Source organism: Streptomyces sp. CBMA291 (assembly GCF_014596525.1).
GTDB lineage: Bacteria > Actinomycetota > Actinomycetes > Streptomycetales > Streptomycetaceae > Streptomyces.
In genome coordinates, this window is the sequence record NZ_MSJP01000100.1 from 12,873 (window position 1) to 29,904 (window position 17,032).

At 71.5% G+C, this 17,032-nt stretch carries 18 protein-coding genes and 1 pseudogene; 2 read left to right on the plus strand and 17 right to left on the minus strand.

Going from position 1 to position 17,032, the window contains the following annotated elements; genetic code table 11:
• Positions 1-84: 84 nt before the first annotated feature.
• From BU197_RS24180 to BU197_RS24190, 3 genes are all read right to left on the minus strand, one after another.
• A complete protein-coding gene (locus tag BU197_RS24180) occupies positions 85-816 on the minus strand; it encodes a transglycosylase SLT domain-containing protein (RefSeq protein ID WP_411158529.1) in 732 nt (243 codons plus the stop codon).
• Between the two features lie 504 nt (positions 817-1,320).
• Positions 1,321-2,646, minus strand: coding sequence for a PhoH family protein (locus BU197_RS24185; protein ID WP_188270421.1), 1,326 nt, complete (start codon positions 2,644-2,646; stop codon positions 1,321-1,323).
• Positions 2,647-3,006: 360 nt separating this feature from the next.
• Entirely contained in the window at positions 3,007-3,768 is a 762-nt protein-coding gene (locus BU197_RS24190) for an isoprenyl transferase (RefSeq protein WP_188270422.1), read from the minus strand.
• Between the two features lie 129 nt (positions 3,769-3,897).
• On the opposite strand from BU197_RS24190, the gene mgrA reads away from it, so the two are divergent.
• The gene (mgrA, locus tag BU197_RS24195) at positions 3,898-4,935 is read left to right on the plus strand and encodes an L-glyceraldehyde 3-phosphate reductase (RefSeq protein ID WP_188270423.1); all 1,038 of its coding nucleotides are present in this window, start codon (positions 3,898-3,900) and stop codon (positions 4,933-4,935) included.
• A 405-nt stretch (positions 4,936-5,340) separates the two neighbouring features.
• Here mgrA and BU197_RS24200 read toward each other — a convergent pair whose 3' ends face one another.
• Positions 5,341-6,078 (minus strand): prepilin peptidase, encoded by a 738-nt coding sequence (locus BU197_RS24200; RefSeq protein ID WP_188270424.1) that lies wholly within the window; start codon positions 6,076-6,078, stop codon positions 5,341-5,343.
• A 41-nt stretch (positions 6,079-6,119) separates the two neighbouring features.
• Here BU197_RS24200 and BU197_RS24205 point away from each other — a divergent pair, with 41 nt between their 5' ends.
• Entirely contained in the window at positions 6,120-6,488 is a 369-nt protein-coding gene (locus BU197_RS24205; protein WP_188270425.1) for a DUF192 domain-containing protein, read from the plus strand.
• Between the two features lie 167 nt (positions 6,489-6,655).
• Here BU197_RS24205 and BU197_RS24210 read toward each other — a convergent pair whose 3' ends face one another.
• From BU197_RS24210 to cpaB, 13 genes and pseudogenes are all read right to left on the minus strand, one after another.
• The gene (locus tag BU197_RS24210) at positions 6,656-7,783 is read right to left on the minus strand and encodes a glycosyltransferase family 39 protein (protein ID WP_188270426.1); all 1,128 of its coding nucleotides are present in this window, start codon (positions 7,781-7,783) and stop codon (positions 6,656-6,658) included.
• Positions 7,784-7,814: 31 nt separating this feature from the next.
• Entirely contained in the window at positions 7,815-8,189 is a 375-nt protein-coding gene (locus tag BU197_RS24215) for a hypothetical protein (protein ID WP_223182715.1), read from the minus strand.
• A 188-nt stretch (positions 8,190-8,377) separates the two neighbouring features.
• The gene (locus BU197_RS24220) at positions 8,378-9,019 is read right to left on the minus strand and encodes an OmpA family protein (RefSeq protein ID WP_411158530.1); all 642 of its coding nucleotides are present in this window, start codon (positions 9,017-9,019) and stop codon (positions 8,378-8,380) included.
• A 9-nt stretch (positions 9,020-9,028) separates the two neighbouring features.
• Positions 9,029-9,577 carry a hypothetical protein gene (locus tag BU197_RS24225; RefSeq protein WP_223182716.1) on the minus strand — a complete coding sequence of 183 codons (549 nt, stop codon included), beginning with the start codon at positions 9,575-9,577 and terminating at the stop codon, positions 9,029-9,031.
• A 64-nt stretch (positions 9,578-9,641) separates the two neighbouring features.
• Positions 9,642-10,271, minus strand: a pseudogene (locus BU197_RS24230) (pilus assembly protein TadG-related protein); the annotation flags it as partial.
• 38 nt (positions 10,272-10,309) lie between these two features.
• Complete coding sequence (locus BU197_RS24235) at positions 10,310-10,519, minus strand: Flp family type IVb pilin (protein ID WP_223182717.1); 210 nt, start codon at positions 10,517-10,519, stop codon at positions 10,310-10,312.
• A 240-nt stretch (positions 10,520-10,759) separates the two neighbouring features.
• Positions 10,760-11,647, minus strand: coding sequence for a DUF5936 domain-containing protein (locus tag BU197_RS24240; protein WP_188270429.1), 888 nt, complete (start codon positions 11,645-11,647; stop codon positions 10,760-10,762).
• A gap of 11 nt (positions 11,648-11,658) precedes the next feature.
• A complete protein-coding gene (locus BU197_RS24245; RefSeq protein WP_188270430.1) occupies positions 11,659-12,600 on the minus strand; it encodes a type II secretion system F family protein in 942 nt (313 codons plus the stop codon).
• A complete protein-coding gene (locus BU197_RS24250; protein WP_188270431.1) occupies positions 12,597-13,943 on the minus strand; it encodes a CpaF family protein in 1,347 nt (448 codons plus the stop codon). The genes BU197_RS24245 and BU197_RS24250 overlap by 4 nt, the downstream gene beginning before the upstream one ends.
• Positions 13,940-14,275, minus strand: coding sequence for a TadE/TadG family type IV pilus assembly protein (locus BU197_RS24255; RefSeq protein ID WP_411158531.1), 336 nt, complete (start codon positions 14,273-14,275; stop codon positions 13,940-13,942). The genes BU197_RS24250 and BU197_RS24255 overlap by 4 nt, the downstream gene beginning before the upstream one ends.
• 293 nt (positions 14,276-14,568) lie before the next feature.
• Positions 14,569-14,937, minus strand: coding sequence for a TadE/TadG family type IV pilus assembly protein (locus BU197_RS24260; protein WP_188270433.1), 369 nt, complete (start codon positions 14,935-14,937; stop codon positions 14,569-14,571).
• Between the two features lie 3 nt (positions 14,938-14,940).
• Complete coding sequence (locus tag BU197_RS24265) at positions 14,941-16,197, minus strand: CpaE family protein (protein WP_188270434.1); 1,257 nt, start codon at positions 16,195-16,197, stop codon at positions 14,941-14,943.
• An 8-nt stretch (positions 16,198-16,205) separates the two neighbouring features.
• A complete protein-coding gene (gene cpaB, locus BU197_RS24270; protein WP_188270435.1) occupies positions 16,206-16,913 on the minus strand; it encodes a Flp pilus assembly protein CpaB in 708 nt (235 codons plus the stop codon).
• Between the last annotated feature and the right edge of the window lie 119 nt (positions 16,914-17,032).

Genomic DNA, 17,032 nt, shown 5'->3' on the forward strand with positions numbered 1-17,032 from the left:
GCGGGCCGCGATCTGTCGAACCTACACGCAGGAAACCCCTCACCATAGGACGGTGAGGGGCTTCGAGGGGTTGAGCGCGCCGGATCAGTACCAGCGGTTGGCCTCCCAGAACGACCAGGCGCCGCAGGGGCTGCCGTACCTGGAGTTCATGTAGTTGAGGCCCCACTTGATCTGGGTGGCGGGGTTGGTCTGCCAGTCGGCGCCCGCCGAGGACATCTTGCTGCCCGGGAGTGCCTGGACCAGGCCGTAGGCGCCGGAGGACGCGTTGACCGCCCGGTAGTTCCAGGTGGACTCGTGGTTCACGATGTTGCTGAAGCACTGGAACTGCGAGGCCGGGATCATCTGACGGGCGATCGCCTTGACGTCGGCGACGGAGTACGAGCCCTGGGCGGCGAAGGTGGAGGCGTCGCGGACGGAGTCGCGGCTGGCGCGCTCCTGCGCTTCCTTCTCCTTGCGCTCCTTCTCGGCCTTCTCCTTGGCGGCCTTCTCGGCCTCGGCCGCCTTGTCGGCGGCCTCCTTCTTGGCCTCGGCGTCCTTGGCCGCGCGCAGCCGGGCCGACTCCTCCGCGGACTTCTTCGCTGCGGTGTCCGCGGCGGCGGCCTGGACATCGGCCTGCTCCGCGAGGGACGAGACCTGTACCTGGGCCTGCTCGCCCGCGGGGATGTCCGCGAGCAGCGTGGTGTCGGCCGCGGTGGCCTCGAAGTTGTCGTCCGAGGGCTGAGCGGCGTTACCCGACGCAACGCCCACGACGGCGCCGACGGTGGTGACCGCAGTGGCCGAAGCCACCGCGAATCCCCGGACCGAGATCCGGCTCACACGGTTTCCTTCCAGCATCGCCCGCACAGGTGACCACACGGGCGAAATCGTGCCCCTGGCGCTGGTCTCCGACGTGCGGGGTCACAGAAGACACGGGCCCGTGGTGCTGTGGGCGGCATACGACGACGGCTGTGGAGTTGTGTTGACGCTCTGGCACCCTTGAGGGTGCACGTGTGCCGTATGCGGGGCCTGACGGAAGCAAGACTCTGCCGGACGCTGATACCGCAAGGCAATTCTCTGCCGCGTGTGAAAGCTCACACCTCAATGGCGGCTGATGTTTTGGGCGATCCTGCGGACAGCGCGACGCCGTCCGGCTAGGCTCCTTGGCTTTGCCGGACGGCGTCAACTTCCGTACCTATATGAAGAGGTACGAATCGGACCGTGAGGAGAGGACTTCGACGGGATTCGAGCGGAACAGACCGGGTTGGACCAGATCAGACCGGTTGATGCCGAATCACAGTTCGTCCTCTCATCTCTTTGTCTCCCTGTCTGACGGGCATCCGATCAGATCTGCACGTCCTCCAGCATCTCCGTCACCAGGGCCGCGATCGGGGACCGCTCCGAGCGGGTGAGCGTGACATGGGCGAAGAGCGGATGCCCCTTCAGCTTCTCGACCACGGCGACGACTCCGTCGTACCGGCCGACCCGGAGGTTGTCCCGCTGGGCCACGTCGTGGGTCAGCACGACCCGCGAGTTCGCCCCGATGCGGGAGAGGACGGTCAGCAGGACGTTGCGCTCAAGGGACTGGGCCTCGTCGACGATGACGAACGCGTCGTGCAGCGAACGGCCCCGGATGTGCGTCAGCGGCAGGACCTCCAGCATCCCCCGGCCGAGCACCTCCTCGATGACCTCACGGCCCGCGACCGAGGACAGCGTGTCGAAGACCGCCTGCGCCCAGGGGCTCATCTTCTCGGCCTCGCTGCCCGGCAGATAGCCCAGCTCCTGGCCGCCGACCGCGTACAGCGGACGGAACACCATCACCTTCTGGTGCTGACGCCGCTCCAGGACCGCCTCCAGGCCCGCGCAGAGCGCGAGCGCCGACTTGCCCGTGCCGGCCCGGCCGCCCATCGAGATGATGCCGACGTCCGGGTCGAGCAGCAGATCGAGCGCGATCCGCTGCTCGGCGCTGCGCCCCCGGAGCCCGAAGGCCTCGCGGTCGCCCCTGACGAGCCGTACGTTCCCGTCCGGGGTGACCCGGCCCAGCGCCTTGCCGCGCTCCGACTGGAGCACCAGACCCGTGTGGACGGGCAGCTCGGCCGCCTCCGGCACGTACAGCGTGTCCTGGTCGTACAGCAGGTCCACCTGGTCGGCGGCGAGCGCCAGCTCCGTCATCCCGGTCCAGCCGTTGGCGTCCGTGATGGCCAGTTCGGCCCGGTACTCCTCGGCGAGCAGCCCGACGGACGAGGCCTTGATGCGCAGCGGCAGGTCCTTGGAGACGACCGTGACGTCGTACCCCTCCGCCTGGAGGTTCCGCGCGACCGCGAGGATCCGCGAGTCGTTGTCCCCCAGCCGGTAGCCCACGGGCAGCACACCGGGGTCGGAGTGGTTGAGTTCGACCCGCAGGGTCCCGCCGAGGTCCCCGATGGGGAGCGGGGCGTCCAGGCGCCCGTACCGGACCCGGAAGTCGTCCAGGAGGCGCAGGGCCTGCCGGGCGAAGTAACCCAGCTCCGGATGGTGCCGCTTGGCCTCCAGCTCCGTCACCACGACGATCGGGAGCACGACCTCGTGCTCCTCGAAGCGGGAGACCGCGTTGGGGTCGGCCAGCAGGACGCTGGTGTCGAGAACATAGGTGCGCCGGTCGGAAAGGCGGCGCTTCGTGCTGGTCACCACGGAAGGACAGACCCCCTCGGAAGACCCCTGTGAGGTCAGGGTGCGACGGAACCGTCGTCGCTGCGGAATGGGACCGGGTGCGGGCCGCCATGCGCGGGCCGGACCTCGGCCCTCCGCTGCTCCCGTGCGTGTCCCGCACGGTCGTCCTGGTGCAAGGGGCCTCCCGGGTGGCGGTCTCCGTGCCGCTCACTTCACCGTGAATATGCCCTCGAACAGTGTCCGCCATGCCGGGGTGCACGACGACGTGTGCGTGAACAACTGGTGATCGGTTCCGACCGGTTCCGTCCGATTCGGTGACGTCAAAGGGAGGCGTGGGGCCGAGGTTCCGTGGCCCGGGTTCCGTGACTCGGGTTCCGTGGCTCAGGTTCCGTAGCGCCGGTGCCGGGCCGCGTAGTCGCGCAGGGCCCGCAGGAAGTCGACCTTGCGGAAGGCCGGCCAGTGCACTTCACAGAAGTAGTACTCGGAATGGGCGCTCTGCCACAGCATGAAACCGGACAGGCGCTGCTCGCCGCTGGTACGGATCACCAGATCCGGGTCGGGCTGGCCGCGCGTGTAGAGGTGCTCGGAGATGTGATCGATGTCGATCGTCTCGGCGAGTTCCTCGATGCTCGTGCCCCGGTCCGCGTGCTCGTGCAGCAGCGAGCGGACCGCGTCCGCGATCTCCTGCCGGCCGCCGTACCCGACCGCCACGTTGACGAGTATCCCCGTGTTGTCGTGGGTGGCCTGCTCGGCCTCCTTCAGGACGGTCTGCGTCCGGGCGGGCAGCAGATCCATCGTGCCGACGTGGTGGACCCGCCAGCGGCCGTCGGCGGCGAGCGCCCGTACCGCGTTCTCGATGATCCCGAGCAGCGGCACCAGCTGCTCCTCGGGACGGTTCAGGTTGTCCGTGGACAGCATCCAGAGCGTGACGACCTCGACGTCGGTCTCGGCACACCAGCCGAGCAGCTCCCGGATCTTGTCCGCGCCCGCCTTGTGTCCCTGCTCGGGGGTCCCGCCGGACGCCTTGGCCCAGCGCCGGTTCCCGTCGAGGATGACTCCGATGTGCTTGGGCACCTGGGCATGATCGAGGCGGTTCTCCACCCGGCGTGCGTAGAGCCCGTACACCAGGTCGCGCAGGTTCACTGTTCTTTACCCCTCCGTGCAGCGGCGGGTTCCGCCCCACCTCGGCGGTCCGCAGGCGGCCACACTACTGCGCACGGGCGACGGCCACCCAGCCCGGGACCGTCACAAGTCCGTGATAAGCAGAGATACGTGACTGATTCCCTTCTGTACCGCGCCGCAGCGGAGCGCTACGACTCCATGGAGTACCGACGTTCCGGCCGCAGCGGCCTGAAGCTGCCCGCGATCTCCCTCGGCCTCTGGCACAACTTCGGGGACGACCGGGCGCTCGACACCCAGCGCGCGATCCTCCGCCGCGCCTTCGACCTCGGCGTCACCCACTTCGACCTGGCGAACAACTACGGACCGCCGCCCGGCTCCGCCGAGCTGAACTTCGGCAAGCTCTTCGCCCAGGACTTCGCGCCCTACCGCGACGAGCTGATCGTCTCGACGAAGGCGGGGTACGAGATGCACCCCGGCCCGTACGGCGAGTGGGGCTCCCGCAAGTACCTGCTGTCCTCGCTCGACGCCTCCCTGAAGCGGATGGGCCTCGACTACGTCGACATCTTCTACTCGCACCGCTTCGACCCGCACACCCCTCTCGAAGAGACGATGGGGGCCCTGGCCTCCGCCGTCCGGCAGGGCAAGGCGCTGTACGTCGGCGTCTCCTCGTACAACAGCGAGCAGACCGCCGAGGCGGCCGGACTGCTCCGTGAGATGGGCGTGCCCGCCCTGATCCACCAGCCCTCGTACTCCATGATCAACCGCTGGACCGAGGACGACGGGCTGCTCGACACCCTGGAGGCGGCCGGCATGGGCTGCATCTCCTTCGTGCCGCTCGCGCAGGGGCTGCTCACCGACAAGTACCTGAAGGGCATCCCCGAGGGCTCCCGGGCCACCCAGGGCAAGTCCCTCGACCCGGGGCTGCTCTCCGACGAGGTGCTGCGGCGGCTGCGCGGGCTGGCGGAGATCGCCGGGCGGCGCGGGCAGTCCCTGGCGCAGCTGGCGCTCTGCTGGGTGCTGCGCGACGAGCGGATGACCTCGGCGCTCATCGGCGCGTCGAGCGTGGCCCAGCTGGAGGAGAACGTGGCCGCCCTCACGGGTCCGCCGCTGACCGCCGGGGAGCTGGCGGAGATCGACTCGTTCGCCGTGGACACGGCGGGCGCGAACATCTGGGTCGGCCGGGGCTGACGCCTCCGCCGCGGCCCGACGGGCCGCGGCAAGAAAAACGGGCCGGTCCGTGGGGGGGGATACGGACCGGCCCGAGGGGGGGTTTCCACCATAACCCTTCGATAGTCGTGATGCGCGCCAGGTACGGCGAACGGGGCGTCCCGAATTCGCCCGATCCCAGTCGGGACAAGGGCCGCACGGGGTTGTGGCGGGTTTACGCCCCGGCGTGGCGGCGTGGCGGCGTCCCTCCCAAGAGGGACCGGACGGGCGGGGCCCGGCGTTGACGCGGGGCCCCGCCGACGTCGCCGCGCATCGCTTCACCCCAGGTCAGGCCCGGGGCGGAGACGCTGCCCGCGAGGACGGGCGGCGCACGGGTCTCGCGCCGGGATCCCTCGGAGGCGGTGCCCCGGGGCCGGAGGCGCTCCCTCAGGGAAGGGCGGTGAACGCGCCGAGGAGCAGCCCGAGCAGCCCGCCGCCGAGCATGAACGGGCCGAACGGGATCGTGGCCGAGCGCCCGGCCCTGCGCAGGACGACGAGCCCGAGCCCGTATCCCGCGCCGAGCAGGAACCCGGCGAACGCCCCGACGAACAGGACTCCCCAGCCGTACCAGCCGAGGGCCGCGCCGAGCGGCAGCGCCAGCTTCGCGTCGCCGAGGCCGAGCCCGGCCGGGTTGATCAGGCAGAGCACCAGATAGGCGCCCCCCAGGGCGAGCGCGCCGAGCAGGGCGTGGGGCCAGGAACCGGCGGTGCCCGGGAGGAGGGCGGCGGCGCCCAGGAGCAGCGGGACGGCGGCGGCGAGCGGCAGGGTGAGGACGTCCGGCAGGCGCCGTACGCGGGCGTCGACCGTGCCGAGCAGGACCGCGAAGGGCGCTCCCAGCAGCCAGACGGCCAGCTCGGGGCGGGCACCGCCGGTGGCGGCGGCGAGCGCGGCGCAGCTCAGCGCGGTGAGCAGCGGGGCGGTGAGCGGGGCGGTGGTGGTGGCGCAGCCGCCGCGTCCGGGTGCGCCGAGCCAGCCGCGTCCGGGGCCGGTGAGCGGGTGTCCGGCGGGGCAGTGGTCCCGCCACGGTTCGCCGGCGGCCACGGAGAGCCGGTACGCGGCCCGGGGCACGAGCAGTCCGGCGGCGGCGCCCCAGACGGCGGCGAGGACGATCAGGGTGGGGTGCACGGGGCTGACCCTAGGGGGGAAGGGCCGTTACGGTCTGGCGCATGGGCAAATGGAAGGACGGGGCCGGGGAGTTGACGCTGCCCGGCGGGGACGGGGTGCCGCTGGAGGTGGCGGCCTCGTACCGCGCGCGGCGGCGGGGGCTGCTGGGGCGGGACGGGATCGCGGGGGCGCTGCTGATCGTCCGGACGAACAGCGTGCACACCTTCGGCATGCGGTTCGCGATCGACGTGGCGTATCTGGACGGCTCGTTCCGGGTGCGCTCGGTGGTGACGATGCGTCCGGGGCGGCTCGGCATGGTCCGCCCGCGCGCCCGCCACGTGCTGGAGGCGGAGGCGGGCGCGCTGGCGCGCTGGGGTCTTGAGCCGGGGGTACGGGTGCGGGTGCGGGTGGAAGGGGAGGGGACGGGGTAGCCCTCCGGCGCGGGCGGGGCGGGGACGGGGCGGGGACGGGATTCGGCCGGTTCTCGCCGGTGGGTCTCTCCACGGCGGGGGTTTCCGGGGGGGGCCGAGGGCGGGTTCCTGGGCGCGGAGTTCCAGGGCGAGGGTTTCCACGGCGAAGGTTTTTACGGCGAGGGTTTCTACGGTGGGCCCGAGCCGAGCAGGGTGAGGGCTCCGTAGACGGCGGAGGCGAGGGCGAGGACGGCGAGGACCGGGACGGTCGTGCGGGTCCGGAGCCGGGCGAGGGCCGCGGCGGGCGGCAGGAGCAGTCCGAAGGCGGGCATCATCAGGCGTGGCCGGGAGCCGAAGTAGGCGGCGCCGACGAGCGAGACCAGGACGACGCCGACCGTGTAGACGAGCAGCGGCAGCGGCTGCCGCTGCCGGACGCAGAGCACGACCAGCCAGCCGAGCAGCCCGAGCGCCGCGCAGAGCCCGAGGGCGGCGGGCCAGGGCAGTCCGGCGATGAACCGGGCGAGGGCGACGCCGCCGTCGATGGAGTTGCCCCAGCCCGCCTGCACCTCGAAGTAGGCGGTCGGCGAGGACTCCCGTACCCCCACGTACACGATGTAGGCGAGCCAGCCGAGCGGGGCGAGGAGGACTCCGGCGACCGTACGGGCGGGCAGCCGCCGGTCCCGTACCAGGGTGACCAGGGCGGTGACGCCGAGGGCGGCGATCAGCGCGACGGCGGTCGGCCGGGTGAGCCCGGCGGCGGCGCAGAGGAGACCGGCGAGGAGCCAGCGCCCGCGCAGGACGGCGTACAGCGACCAGGCGGCGAGGGCGGTGAACAGGGTCTCCGTGTACGCCATCGACTGGACGAACGCGGTCGGGTACACGCCCCAGAGCACCGCGAGCAGGATTCCGGTGCGCGGCCCGAAAGCGTGGGCGCCGCACCGGAAGAGGCCCCAGGCGGCGGCGAGCCCGGCGGTCCAGGAGACCAGGAGCCCGGCAGTGGCCGCGTCGACGGGGAGGACGGTGGAAAGGGCGCGCTCAAGGGCCGGGAAGAGCGGGAAGAAGGCCAGGTCGGAGTGGAGGTCGCCGTTCGGCAGGGTGACCTCGTACCCGTAGCCGTGCTCGGCGATGCGCCGGTACCAGACGGCGTCCCAGCGCCCGTTGAGCCGGTGCATCCCGTCCTTGCCCGTGAGGGCGCCGAGGAGGGCGAGGACCGCGATACCGAGGAGACGGGTGGCCGCGTAGCCGCCGACGGCGAGAAGGACGGGATGGGTGGGGCGGGTGAGGTGCGTGAGGCGGGTGGGACGGGGCTCGGGCATGCGCCCGATTATCCCGGGGCCCTCGGGTGGCTCAGCCGAGCGGCCTTATCCGGACGAACTTCGCGGAGAGTACGGGACCGAGCTGGTGCACGATGGCGTGGCCCGGCTCCTGCGGGGAGGGCAGGTCGCCCAGGAAGGAGGTGACGATGACCTCGTCGACGTCCAGGACGCCCCGGGCGCACTGCTCCTCCAGGAAGGCGAGCGTTCGGCGCCAGTCGGCCGATCCGCGCTCCTCGCCGAGGAAGGAACGGACGGTGTCCTGGACCACCTCCCAGAAGAACACATGCGGCTGCACGCCGCCCTGACAGAAGACGTGATCCTCGTACACGTTCCGGAATTCGGGAATCCGGGTGACGAGGTCGTTGACCAGCTGTACACCCGGGTGTTCACCCGGCGTCGTCGTCATTCCTCCAGAATGCTCCCGGCCGAGGGGGATGTCCCGTCGCTTTTGCGCTTTCCTGACGACACCTTTCGCCTGGTTTTCCATAAACGGTGCTAGGGGTCCCCCGTCCGGGGGCACTCGGACGTGCGTACGAAACGGGTGCGGCCCCCGTCCGGGGAGCTTCCACGGACGGGGGCCGGACGGGAACGGCCCTACGGGGCGGAGGTGCGGGGGAAGGAGATCTCGACGCGCCGGTTCTTGCGCCGGCCCTCCTCCGTGCCGTTGTCGGCGATCGGGAAGTCCTCGCTGTACCCCCGGATGTCGAAGGTCGTCCCCGCGGGCAGAATCCGCGACAGCACCTGCTGGACGGCGAGGGCGCGCTCCTTGGAAAGCTTCAGACCGTGTTCGTACGAACCGAGGTCGTCGGTGAATCCGAAGACCCGGACCCGCCCGGAACCCAGCTCGCTGATCTCGGCGGCGACACCGGCGATACGGGAATGCGCGGCGGGACCGAGCTTGGCGCTGTCCTTCGGGAAAAGGACCTCGGCCTGAAGTGCGAAGGTCACGTCCACGTTGGTGTCCTGCCGACGCTCCTCACCGCCCTGGTCCTCGACGATCTGCTTGATGTCGAGGACCTTGGCGGGGGCGAGCGTGGCACCGTCCGGAAGCATCAGCCCCGGGGCGCCGGCGTCGATGGCGGGCGGCGGGGAGGCGGTCCCGGCGGAACCGGGAGGATCCTCGGCACGCGCGGCGGGGGCGGCGGCGAGGCCTCCCAGCACCACGGAGACGAACAGAAGAGCGGCGAGGCGGCGAGGCGCCGCGATGCGGGTCGTCGTCATGCGGATCGTCGTCATGGCGTCCCCTCAGGAGAGCTTGAGGGTGGCGGGTTCGAAGGTGGGGAGCTGGAAGGAGACGGTTGTGGTGGTGGGGGGTGGGGCGGGGAATTGGAGGAAGACGTCGGCGGCCGCTCCGGCGGGGAGGATGTCGAGACCCGTGGTGGTGAGCGGGCGTCCATCCGTGTCGCGCAGGACGTAGTAGCGCTTCTTCCCCACGGCGTCGATGAGAGTGGCTCCGCCCAGGGAGTTCCCGTGCTTCATGACCTCGGTCTCGTCACCTCGGGTCTGCCCGGGAAGGGCGAGGGAACGTGACGAGGTGTTCTTCAGTTTCCCCTTGATGGTCAGGAACCCTCCCGTGTCCCGCTCGGCCGAGCTGAGAGCCAGCTCGATCCCGTCCTTCCCCTTCAGAACGGCCAGCGTCTCCGTCGGCTCCTCGGCGGTCTGTGCCTCCTGAGGCGCCTGCGTGCCCTGCTGGGGAGCAGTGGTCGTCGAAGCGGCCTTCCCTGTCTGCGGTTTCTCCTCGGCACCGCATCCGGCGACGAGGAGTGCCACGGACGTGATCGCGACAGCGACCATCCCTCTGTGCGTCTTCCTTGCGTAGCGCACGGTCATGAGGTGTGCATCCCTTTCTCGTCACAGGTCAGTCGATCAGTCGAACTCTGAAGAGGTCGGCCGCGTCGGGAAGTACCGGATCCTCCGGGTCGATCACCCAGGAGACGTCACCGCACACGAGGCCGACGATCGGTTCCGATTCTTCCGGCTCCTCGGGCTCCTCGGGTGTTTCCTCACCCTCACCGGGTGTCGGACCGGGATCCTCTGAAGGTTCCAGGGGGGCGTCGAACGTGCAGCGTGGCACGATCACCGCCTCGGCCGTGGCCACCGCGTGCTGTGACTCGGTTATCGGGATGACCGAGCGTCCGACCGCGTCCACCGAACGGACCGTCACTTTGAAACCGACGTCTTCGGAGTTCAGGCGTGTACAGCCATCACCCAAGAGATCGGCTCCATTCCTGGCCGCGAAGGCTGCGGCCCGCTCACAGGCCTCCGCCTCGACGAACCCCTTGCCTTCGAACAACGCCTCCCACTGTCCGGGGTCGGAGAGGACGTCGAGCCAGCGGTCACGGAGCTGATCGCGCGCGTCCTGCGCTGCGGCGAGTGCCGCGGCGTCGGCCGCAGTCTGGGCACCGCTCCTCGTCACGGCCGCCTGGCCGAAAGCGAAGTACGCCAGGGCGAGGAAGAGAAGCCCTCCGATTACGGCGATGTAGGCCGGGAAGGCTTGCCCTTCATCTCTTTTCCGGCGGAGGGCGACTACTTTCCCGTCAGATCCGCGATCTTCTGACTGATCGCGTTCTTGATCGAGTTGCCGATATCCGTCCCCGTAATCGCCACCACAATCGCCACCACCACCACGATGATCCCCAGATACTCCACCGCCGTCTGCCCCCGGTCCCTGCGGAGCAACGCCGTGGTGAGGTGGATTCTGGCCTTGGTCAGGGTCTTCAGCATCGCGTCGTTCATCGTGGTCCCCTCCGCGTTCGGACGCCTGCGCACCGGCACTGTACGGCCGGGCGTTTCTCGCTGCCCAGGGGCCGGGGGCCCCTTCGTCAGGTTCGGTGGTGGTGGGCCGGGCCTGGGGCCCAGCCAGGAGGCTACGGCCTCGGGGTGGGTGTGGGTGGGGAGTTCGGGGAAGACGTGGCCGGAAAGGCGGCCGGTTCTCTTCCTCTCGGCAGAGCGCGTCGTCGCTTCCGCTCATCGCCCTCACTCCCCCGTGACCGAGCCGAAGTCCGTGCCCGTGCCCAGGAAGAGGCCCGCGCCGAGGAGGATCATCGTGGCGGGGACCATCAGCGTGGTGATCACCATGGTCGCCTTGGGCACCGCCTTGGCCGCCTTGCGGCGCGCGTTCTGCGCGTCGGTGCGGCGCATGTCGTTGGCGATCTGGATCAGGGTGTCGACGATCGGCGCGCCCAGTTCCTCGCCCTGCTGGAGGGCGGTGACGAACTGGGCGACCTGCTCGGAGTCGTTGCGGCGGCGCAGTTCGTCGAAGGCCTGGCGGCGGCTGACACCCATGTCCATCTGGCGCAGGGTGATGCGGAGTTCGTCGGACCAGGGTCCCTCGTACTTCTCGGCGACGCGTTCGAGGGCCTGGCGGAAGCCGAGTCCGGCGGAGACGACGACGGCGAGGACGTCGAGGAAGTCGGGCAGGGTCCGCTCGATCTGGTCCTTGCGGATGCGGACGGCGGACCAGATGCCGACCTCCGTCCAGAAGGCGCCGAAGGCGAGCAGCAACAGGGCCGTGAGGTAGGAGCCCTTGCCGAGCATCACCAGGCCGCCGAGGGCCCCCAGGAAGCCGTAGACGGCCCGTCGGGCCCCGTACCGGTCGATGGTGAGGCCGCCGGGGTTTCCGGCCAGGTCGATGCGGCGGCGCACCGCGCTGACCCGTTTGGGGCCCATGAGCCGGAGCACCGCCGGGGACCAGCGCATGCCGAGCCGGTCGACGGCGGAGCCGACGGCGCCGGTGCGGGTGGCGCCGACTTCCAGGGCGAGCCGGAGGTCGTCGGGGAGTCTGGCGTCGGCGCGGTAGAGGCGCAGCCCGTAGCCCGCTCCGGCGACGGAGAGCCCGGCGAGGAGGGAGAGGAGGAGGTCCATGGCGGCGGCCCCTACACGTCGATCTTGGAGACGCGGCGGATGACGGCGAATCCGACGGCGTACAGGGCGAAGGCGGCGACGACGGCCGCCTGGCCGATGCCGGAGCCGGTCATCCGGTCGAGGGCGCCGGGCTGCATGTTGTCGATGAGGAAGAGGGAGCCGACGCCGATGACGGGGACGGCGTACGCGGTCATGCTCACCTGGGAGAGCTGGGTGCGGACCTCGCGCCGGGTCTCCTTGCGTTCCTCAAGGGTGTCGGTGAGGTTGCGCAGCGAGGAGACGACGGTGCCGCCGGCCCGGTTGGCGAGGACCAGGGTGGTGACGAGGACGACGAGTTCGCGGGAGGGAAGGCGTTCGGCGAGTTCGCCGAGGGCGTCGTCGAGGGAGGTGCCGACGGCGAGCTGCTGGGCGACCTTCTCCAGTTCGTCCCCGGCGGGTGCCTCCAGTTCGTCGGCGGCGAGGCTGAGGGCCATCCGGAGGGCGAGTCCGGCCTGGGTGGCGTTGGCCAGGATGCGGGAGAGTTCGGGGAGTTGGTTGATGAACTTCTCGATCCGCTTCTGGCGCTGCCAGTTGAGGTAGCCGAGGGCGACCCAGATGCCGAGGAGGCCGCAGAGGGGGCCGAAGAACGGGGAGAGCAGGGACTGTCCGGCGACCCAGAGCACGACGACGGTCACGGCGAGGGCGACGGTGAACTCGCCGGGGGTGACGTCGAGTCCGGTGGCCGAGATCCGCCGTTCCAGTTTCCGGCCGAGGGCGGTGCGCCGGACGCTCCGGTCGATGCCCCGGAAGCGGCGGCGCCTGCCCGGGGTGTCGGGTGCGGCGGTGTCGTCGAGGCGGGCGACGAGGTCCGCGTGGCGGCGGGCGCCGGACGCGTACAGCTGCACGCCGACGATGCCGAGCGCGCAGGCGAGCAGGGTCACGCCCGTCGTCAGCCAGAAGGGGTCGGTCATCATTCCGCCTCGCGGGTGGTGAGGTGGGCGTCGTCGGGGGCCACGCCGAAGGCCTGCGGGAGGGGCTGGCCGGCCAGGTAGAGGCGTTCGGCGACCCTGCGGGGCAGCGGGTGGTGGGTGAAGTGTCCGTGGACCCGTCCGTCGGAGGCGAGCGGCTGGGCGTGGAAGCGGCAGAGGGTGGCGAGCAGGAAGCGTTCCCGCCCGTGCGAGGCGAGGACGGAGATCTCGGTGATCCTGCGGGCGCCGTCGGGGTGCCGGGTGAGCTGGACGAGGATGTCGACGGCGCTGTTGATCTGGTCGCGGAGCGCCTCGAAGGGGACCTTGACCTCGGACATGGAGGCCAGGGTCTGGAGGCGCATGAGGGCGTCCTCGGCGGAGTTGGCGTGGACGGTGGCGAGGGAGCCGTCGTGGCCGGTGGACATGGCCTGGAGCATGTCGAGGGTCTCGCCGCCGCGGACCTCTCCGACGATGATGCGGTCGGGGCGCATGCGCAGCGAGTTGCGGACGAGGTCGCGGATGGTGATGGCGCCCCGGCCCTCGATGTTCGGCGGGCGGGCTTCGAGCCGGATCACATGGGACTGCTGGAGCTGGAGTTCGGCGGAGTCCTCGATGGTGATGATGCGTTCGCCGTCGGGGACGAGGCCGGAGAGGGCGTTGAGGAGGGTGGTCTTGCCGGTGCCGGTGGCGCCGGAGACGATCAGGTTGAACTTGGCCTGGACGAGCCCGGAGAGCAGGAACAGCATGTGCTCGTCGAGGGAGCCGAGGCCGACCATCTCGTGGAGGGTGTACGCGCGGGGGAAGCGGCGGATGGTGAGGGTGGCGCCGGTCAGGGAGAGCGGCGGGATGATGACGTTGACGCGCTCGCCCGAGGGGAGCCGGGCGTCGACCATCGGGTTGGACTCGTCGACGCGCCGGTTGACGGTGGAGACGATCCGCTCGATGGTCTGCATCAGCTGGTCGTGGGAGGCGAAGCGGAGCGGCAGGAGTTCGACCCGGCCCGCACGCTCGATGAAGATCTGGTCGGGGCCGTTGACCATGATCTCGGTGATGGAGGCGTCTTCGAGGAGCGGTTCGAGTACGCCGAGACCGAGTGCCTCGTCGACGACCCGGCGGATCAGCTGGGCCCGCTCGGCGGTGGAGAGGACGGGGCCCTCGCGGCTGATGATGTGGCCGAGGACGCGTTCGAGCCGGGCGCGGCGCTCGGCGGCGGCCAGCGCGGACATCTCCGTGAGGTCGATCTCCTCCAGGAGTTTGGCGCGGAAGGAGGCGACGAGGTGGCCGTCCTCCCGTGCCGCCGCGCCGCCGGTACGGTCCTCGGGGGCGTTGAGCCGGGCCCGCAGACTCATGGCCGGTCCTCCTCGTCGGTCAGGGGCATGGTGGCGGTCCGCTTCACGGGGTCGAAGGTCCAGAAGGGCACGACCTGCGGGACCTTGACCCACACGGTGACGGTGACGTCGTCGGCGCCCGGGACGACCTTGACACCGCTCACCCGGTCGGCGGCGGCGTGGGCGGCGGCCCCGGCGTCGGGCCCGCCCTCGCCCTCGCCCTTGACGCTCACGGCCCGCGCGGCGGCACGGGCGGCGGCACCCGCCTGCTGTGCGGCGTACGCGGCGACCCCGAGCTGAAGCCCGGCGAGCCCGACGAGGAGCAGGACCGGGAGGAAGCCGAGGTACTCGATGGCGACTTGACCGCGGTCGCGGGGCGTTCGGGGGCCGGACCGGGCCTGGACGGTGGAGGCCGTACGGGCGCCAAGCCGGGCTTGGCCAGCGGAAGCCGTACGGGGGTCGGGCACGCGCGCGGCGGGACCGGGGCCCGCCGCGCCGGGGGCCGAGCCCTGAGCCGTACGGACGTCCGCTCCTCCAGTACGCGAGCCCGGGGCCACGGCGGCACGGGCAGTCGCCGTCCTCGGAGCCGTACGTACGTCTCCTCCGCCCACAGCCGTGCGGGCGTCCGCTTCCCGCCTCTCCGCGCTCACTTCTCCAGGCCCTCCTCGTCGACCGCCGCCGCCTTGGCCTTGACCGGGAAGAGGCCGCCGAGGCCCGGGACCAGGAGGGGGACGTCGATGGAGACCGTCGCCGTCGCCAGGCCGCCGCCCCGGGAGCAGCTCGGTGTGGCGCCGGAGGCCCAGGCGCCGTCGAGGTGGCGCAGGGCGGCTTCCCCGCAGTCGTCGCCGACGGCCGCCGCGCGGGCGGCCTCGTCGGCGGCGTTGCCCGCGAGGATGTACGCGTAGCCGACCAGGACGAGCTGCCAGAGCAGGGCGAGGGTGATCAGGATCAGCGGCACCATGCCGGCGAACTCCACCGCCACCTGCCCGCCGTCGTCGTCCCGGAGTACGGCCATGGGTCAGCGGCCTCCGGTGCGGCGACGCAGGCCGAGGGAGCCCCGGTCACCGGCGCGGGCGAGCTGCTTGCCGGGGGCGGGGGCGGCCGGGGCTCCGGCCAGGCCCAGCTCGCCCGCGAGGGTCCACAGCGCCTGCTTGACGGTCGACTTGGCGTCGAGTTCGTGGAGGCGGCCCGCGTCGACGACGGCCTGGAGTTCCTTGAAGTGGGCGGGGACGGCGACGCCCGCCACCCGGGTGCCGGTGATCTTCTGGACGAGGGGTGGCTGGATCTCGCTGGTCCGGTGGTGGCGGTTGACCAGGGTGACGGTCTCCTCCGCCTTGCGGACGGAGAGCCGTTCCCACATGCGGACGGTCCGTTTGGCGGCCCGGACGGCGACGACGTCGGGGGTGGTGACGAGGAGGGCGGTGTCGGCCATCTCGATGACGGCGGCGCCCGCGCCGCTCAGCTGGGAGCCACAGTCGACGACGACGACCTCGTGGCGCCCGCGCAGGGCGCTGACGATCTGCCGGGCGGCGCGGTCGGTGACCTCCTCGCCGCGTTCGCCCTCGGCGGGGGCGAGGAGCAGGGAGAGCCCGGTCTCGTGGGCGTAGACGGCGTCCTGGAGGACGCGGGGCGAGATGTCGGTGATGGCGGCGAGGTCGACGACCGAACGCCGGAACTGGACGTCGAGGTAGGAGGCGAGGTCGCCGCTCTGGAGGTCCATGTCGACGAGGGCGACGGTCCGTCCTGAGGCGAGGGCGGCGAGGGCGAGGTGGACGGCGGTGACGGTGGCGCCCACACCGCCCTTGGCGCCGCTGACGGTGACGACGGTGCCGCCGGGTCCGGTGAGCTGTTCGGCGCCTCCGCCGAGGTGCCGGCGGACGCCCAGGGACCACTGGGCGGCTGCCTGGACGCGGCTGGCGAGTTCCTCGTAGCCCAGGGGGAGGGTGACCAGGCCCCGGGCGCCGGAGTCCATGGCGGCGGAGAAGAGGCCGGGGCTCGCGTCGGCGGTGATGAGGACGACGCCGACGGCGGGGAAGCGGAGGGCGACCTCGCGGACGAGTTCGAGGGCGGGGACGGGTCCGATCCGCTCGTGGACGAGGACGACCTCGGGCAGTTCGTCGAGGGAGGCGGCGGCGAGCCGGGCGAGGGTGTCGATCAGCTGGGTGGAGTCGGCGACCGGCGGGGCCGGTTCGGCGTCGGGGAGCTGGCCGACGAGGGTCGTGACGGCTCGGGCCGCGTCGGGGTCGCCGACGGCCGGAAGGATCCTGGTGGGCATACCGGGCCTCACTTGTCCTTGTCGAGCGTGTAGGTGCGGTCGCGCTGGTCCGCGGGGGTGTCGCCGGTGCCGGGGGCGACGAGGGCGAGCCGTACGTGCTCGGCGAAGGACTCGGCGTAGGCGACGCGCTGGGTGTCGAGGGTGGAGAGGGCGAAGGTGATGGGGACGGCGGAGGTGGCGCGGTCGGCCCGGTCGGAGCGCTCGTTGACCGGGGTGAGGCGGCCGACGTCGATGACCCGGGCCCCCGCGACGATCATGCGGGACTGGGAGGTCTGGCCCTTCTTCTCACCTGCGAACGTCGCGTAGATGTTGACGGTGGCCCCCGCGGTGATCTTTCCGGCGACTCCGGTGCCCGCGTCGATCATGATGGCGATCTCCTGCTGGCCCGGCTGGAGTTCGGGCCGCTTGACGATCATGTCCGTTTGGAGGAGGGAGCCGGCCTTGAGCCGGGTGACGGCGATCCGGCCCTCGATCTGGCGCAGATCGGTGACGGCGGTCCCGGAGAGCCAGCGCTCGGGGATGGTGAACTTCTCGAACTGGTCGGGCCTGAGCGCGGTGTAGGGCTCCACGTCGCCCTTGATCCGGTACGCGGTGGTCTCCGGTCCGACCTTGGAGTTCACGTCGCTGATGACGGCGAGGACGCCGGCGAAGGCGCCGAGTGCGCACAGGACGGACAGCAGCAGCAGGATGACGCCGCGGCGCTGGCGGGAGTTCATGGCCGGACTACCTCGATCGGGGGCGTGGGTCGGGGCGGACGGGGGCGGGGCACGCGGCCCGCGCCCGGCCTCCGCACGGAGACGGGGGCGCGGCCCGCTCGGGCACGGCGGGCGGGGGC

Coding starts and splice junctions, on each gene's coding strand:
- BU197_RS24210 (WP_188270426.1), bottom strand. CDS start 7,783: ATGCCCGAGCCCCGTCCCACCCGCCTCACGCACCTCACCCGCCCCACC.
- BU197_RS24245 (WP_188270430.1), bottom strand. CDS start 12,600: ATGATGACCGACCCCTTCTGGCTGACGACGGGCGTGACCCTGCTCGCC.
- BU197_RS24250 (WP_188270431.1), bottom strand. CDS start 13,943: ATGAGTCTGCGGGCCCGGCTCAACGCCCCCGAGGACCGTACCGGCGGC.
- BU197_RS24240 (WP_188270429.1), bottom strand. CDS start 11,647: ATGGACCTCCTCCTCTCCCTCCTCGCCGGGCTCTCCGTCGCCGGAGCG.
- BU197_RS24265 (WP_188270434.1), bottom strand. CDS start 16,197: ATGCCCACCAGGATCCTTCCGGCCGTCGGCGACCCCGACGCGGCCCGA.
- BU197_RS24225 (WP_223182716.1), bottom strand. CDS start 9,577: ATGGTCGCTGTCGCGATCACGTCCGTGGCACTCCTCGTCGCCGGATGC.
- BU197_RS24235 (WP_223182717.1), bottom strand. CDS start 10,519: ATGAACGACGCGATGCTGAAGACCCTGACCAAGGCCAGAATCCACCTC.
- BU197_RS24205 (WP_188270425.1), top strand. CDS start 6,120: ATGGGCAAATGGAAGGACGGGGCCGGGGAGTTGACGCTGCCCGGCGGG.
- cpaB (WP_188270435.1), bottom strand. CDS start 16,913: ATGAACTCCCGCCAGCGCCGCGGCGTCATCCTGCTGCTGCTGTCCGTC.
- BU197_RS24215 (WP_223182715.1), bottom strand. CDS start 8,189: ATGACGACGACGCCGGGTGAACACCCGGGTGTACAGCTGGTCAACGAC.
- BU197_RS24260 (WP_188270433.1), bottom strand. CDS start 14,937: ATGGCCGTACTCCGGGACGACGACGGCGGGCAGGTGGCGGTGGAGTTC.
- BU197_RS24220 (WP_411158530.1), bottom strand. CDS start 9,019: ATGACGACGATCCGCATGACGACGACCCGCATCGCGGCGCCTCGCCGC.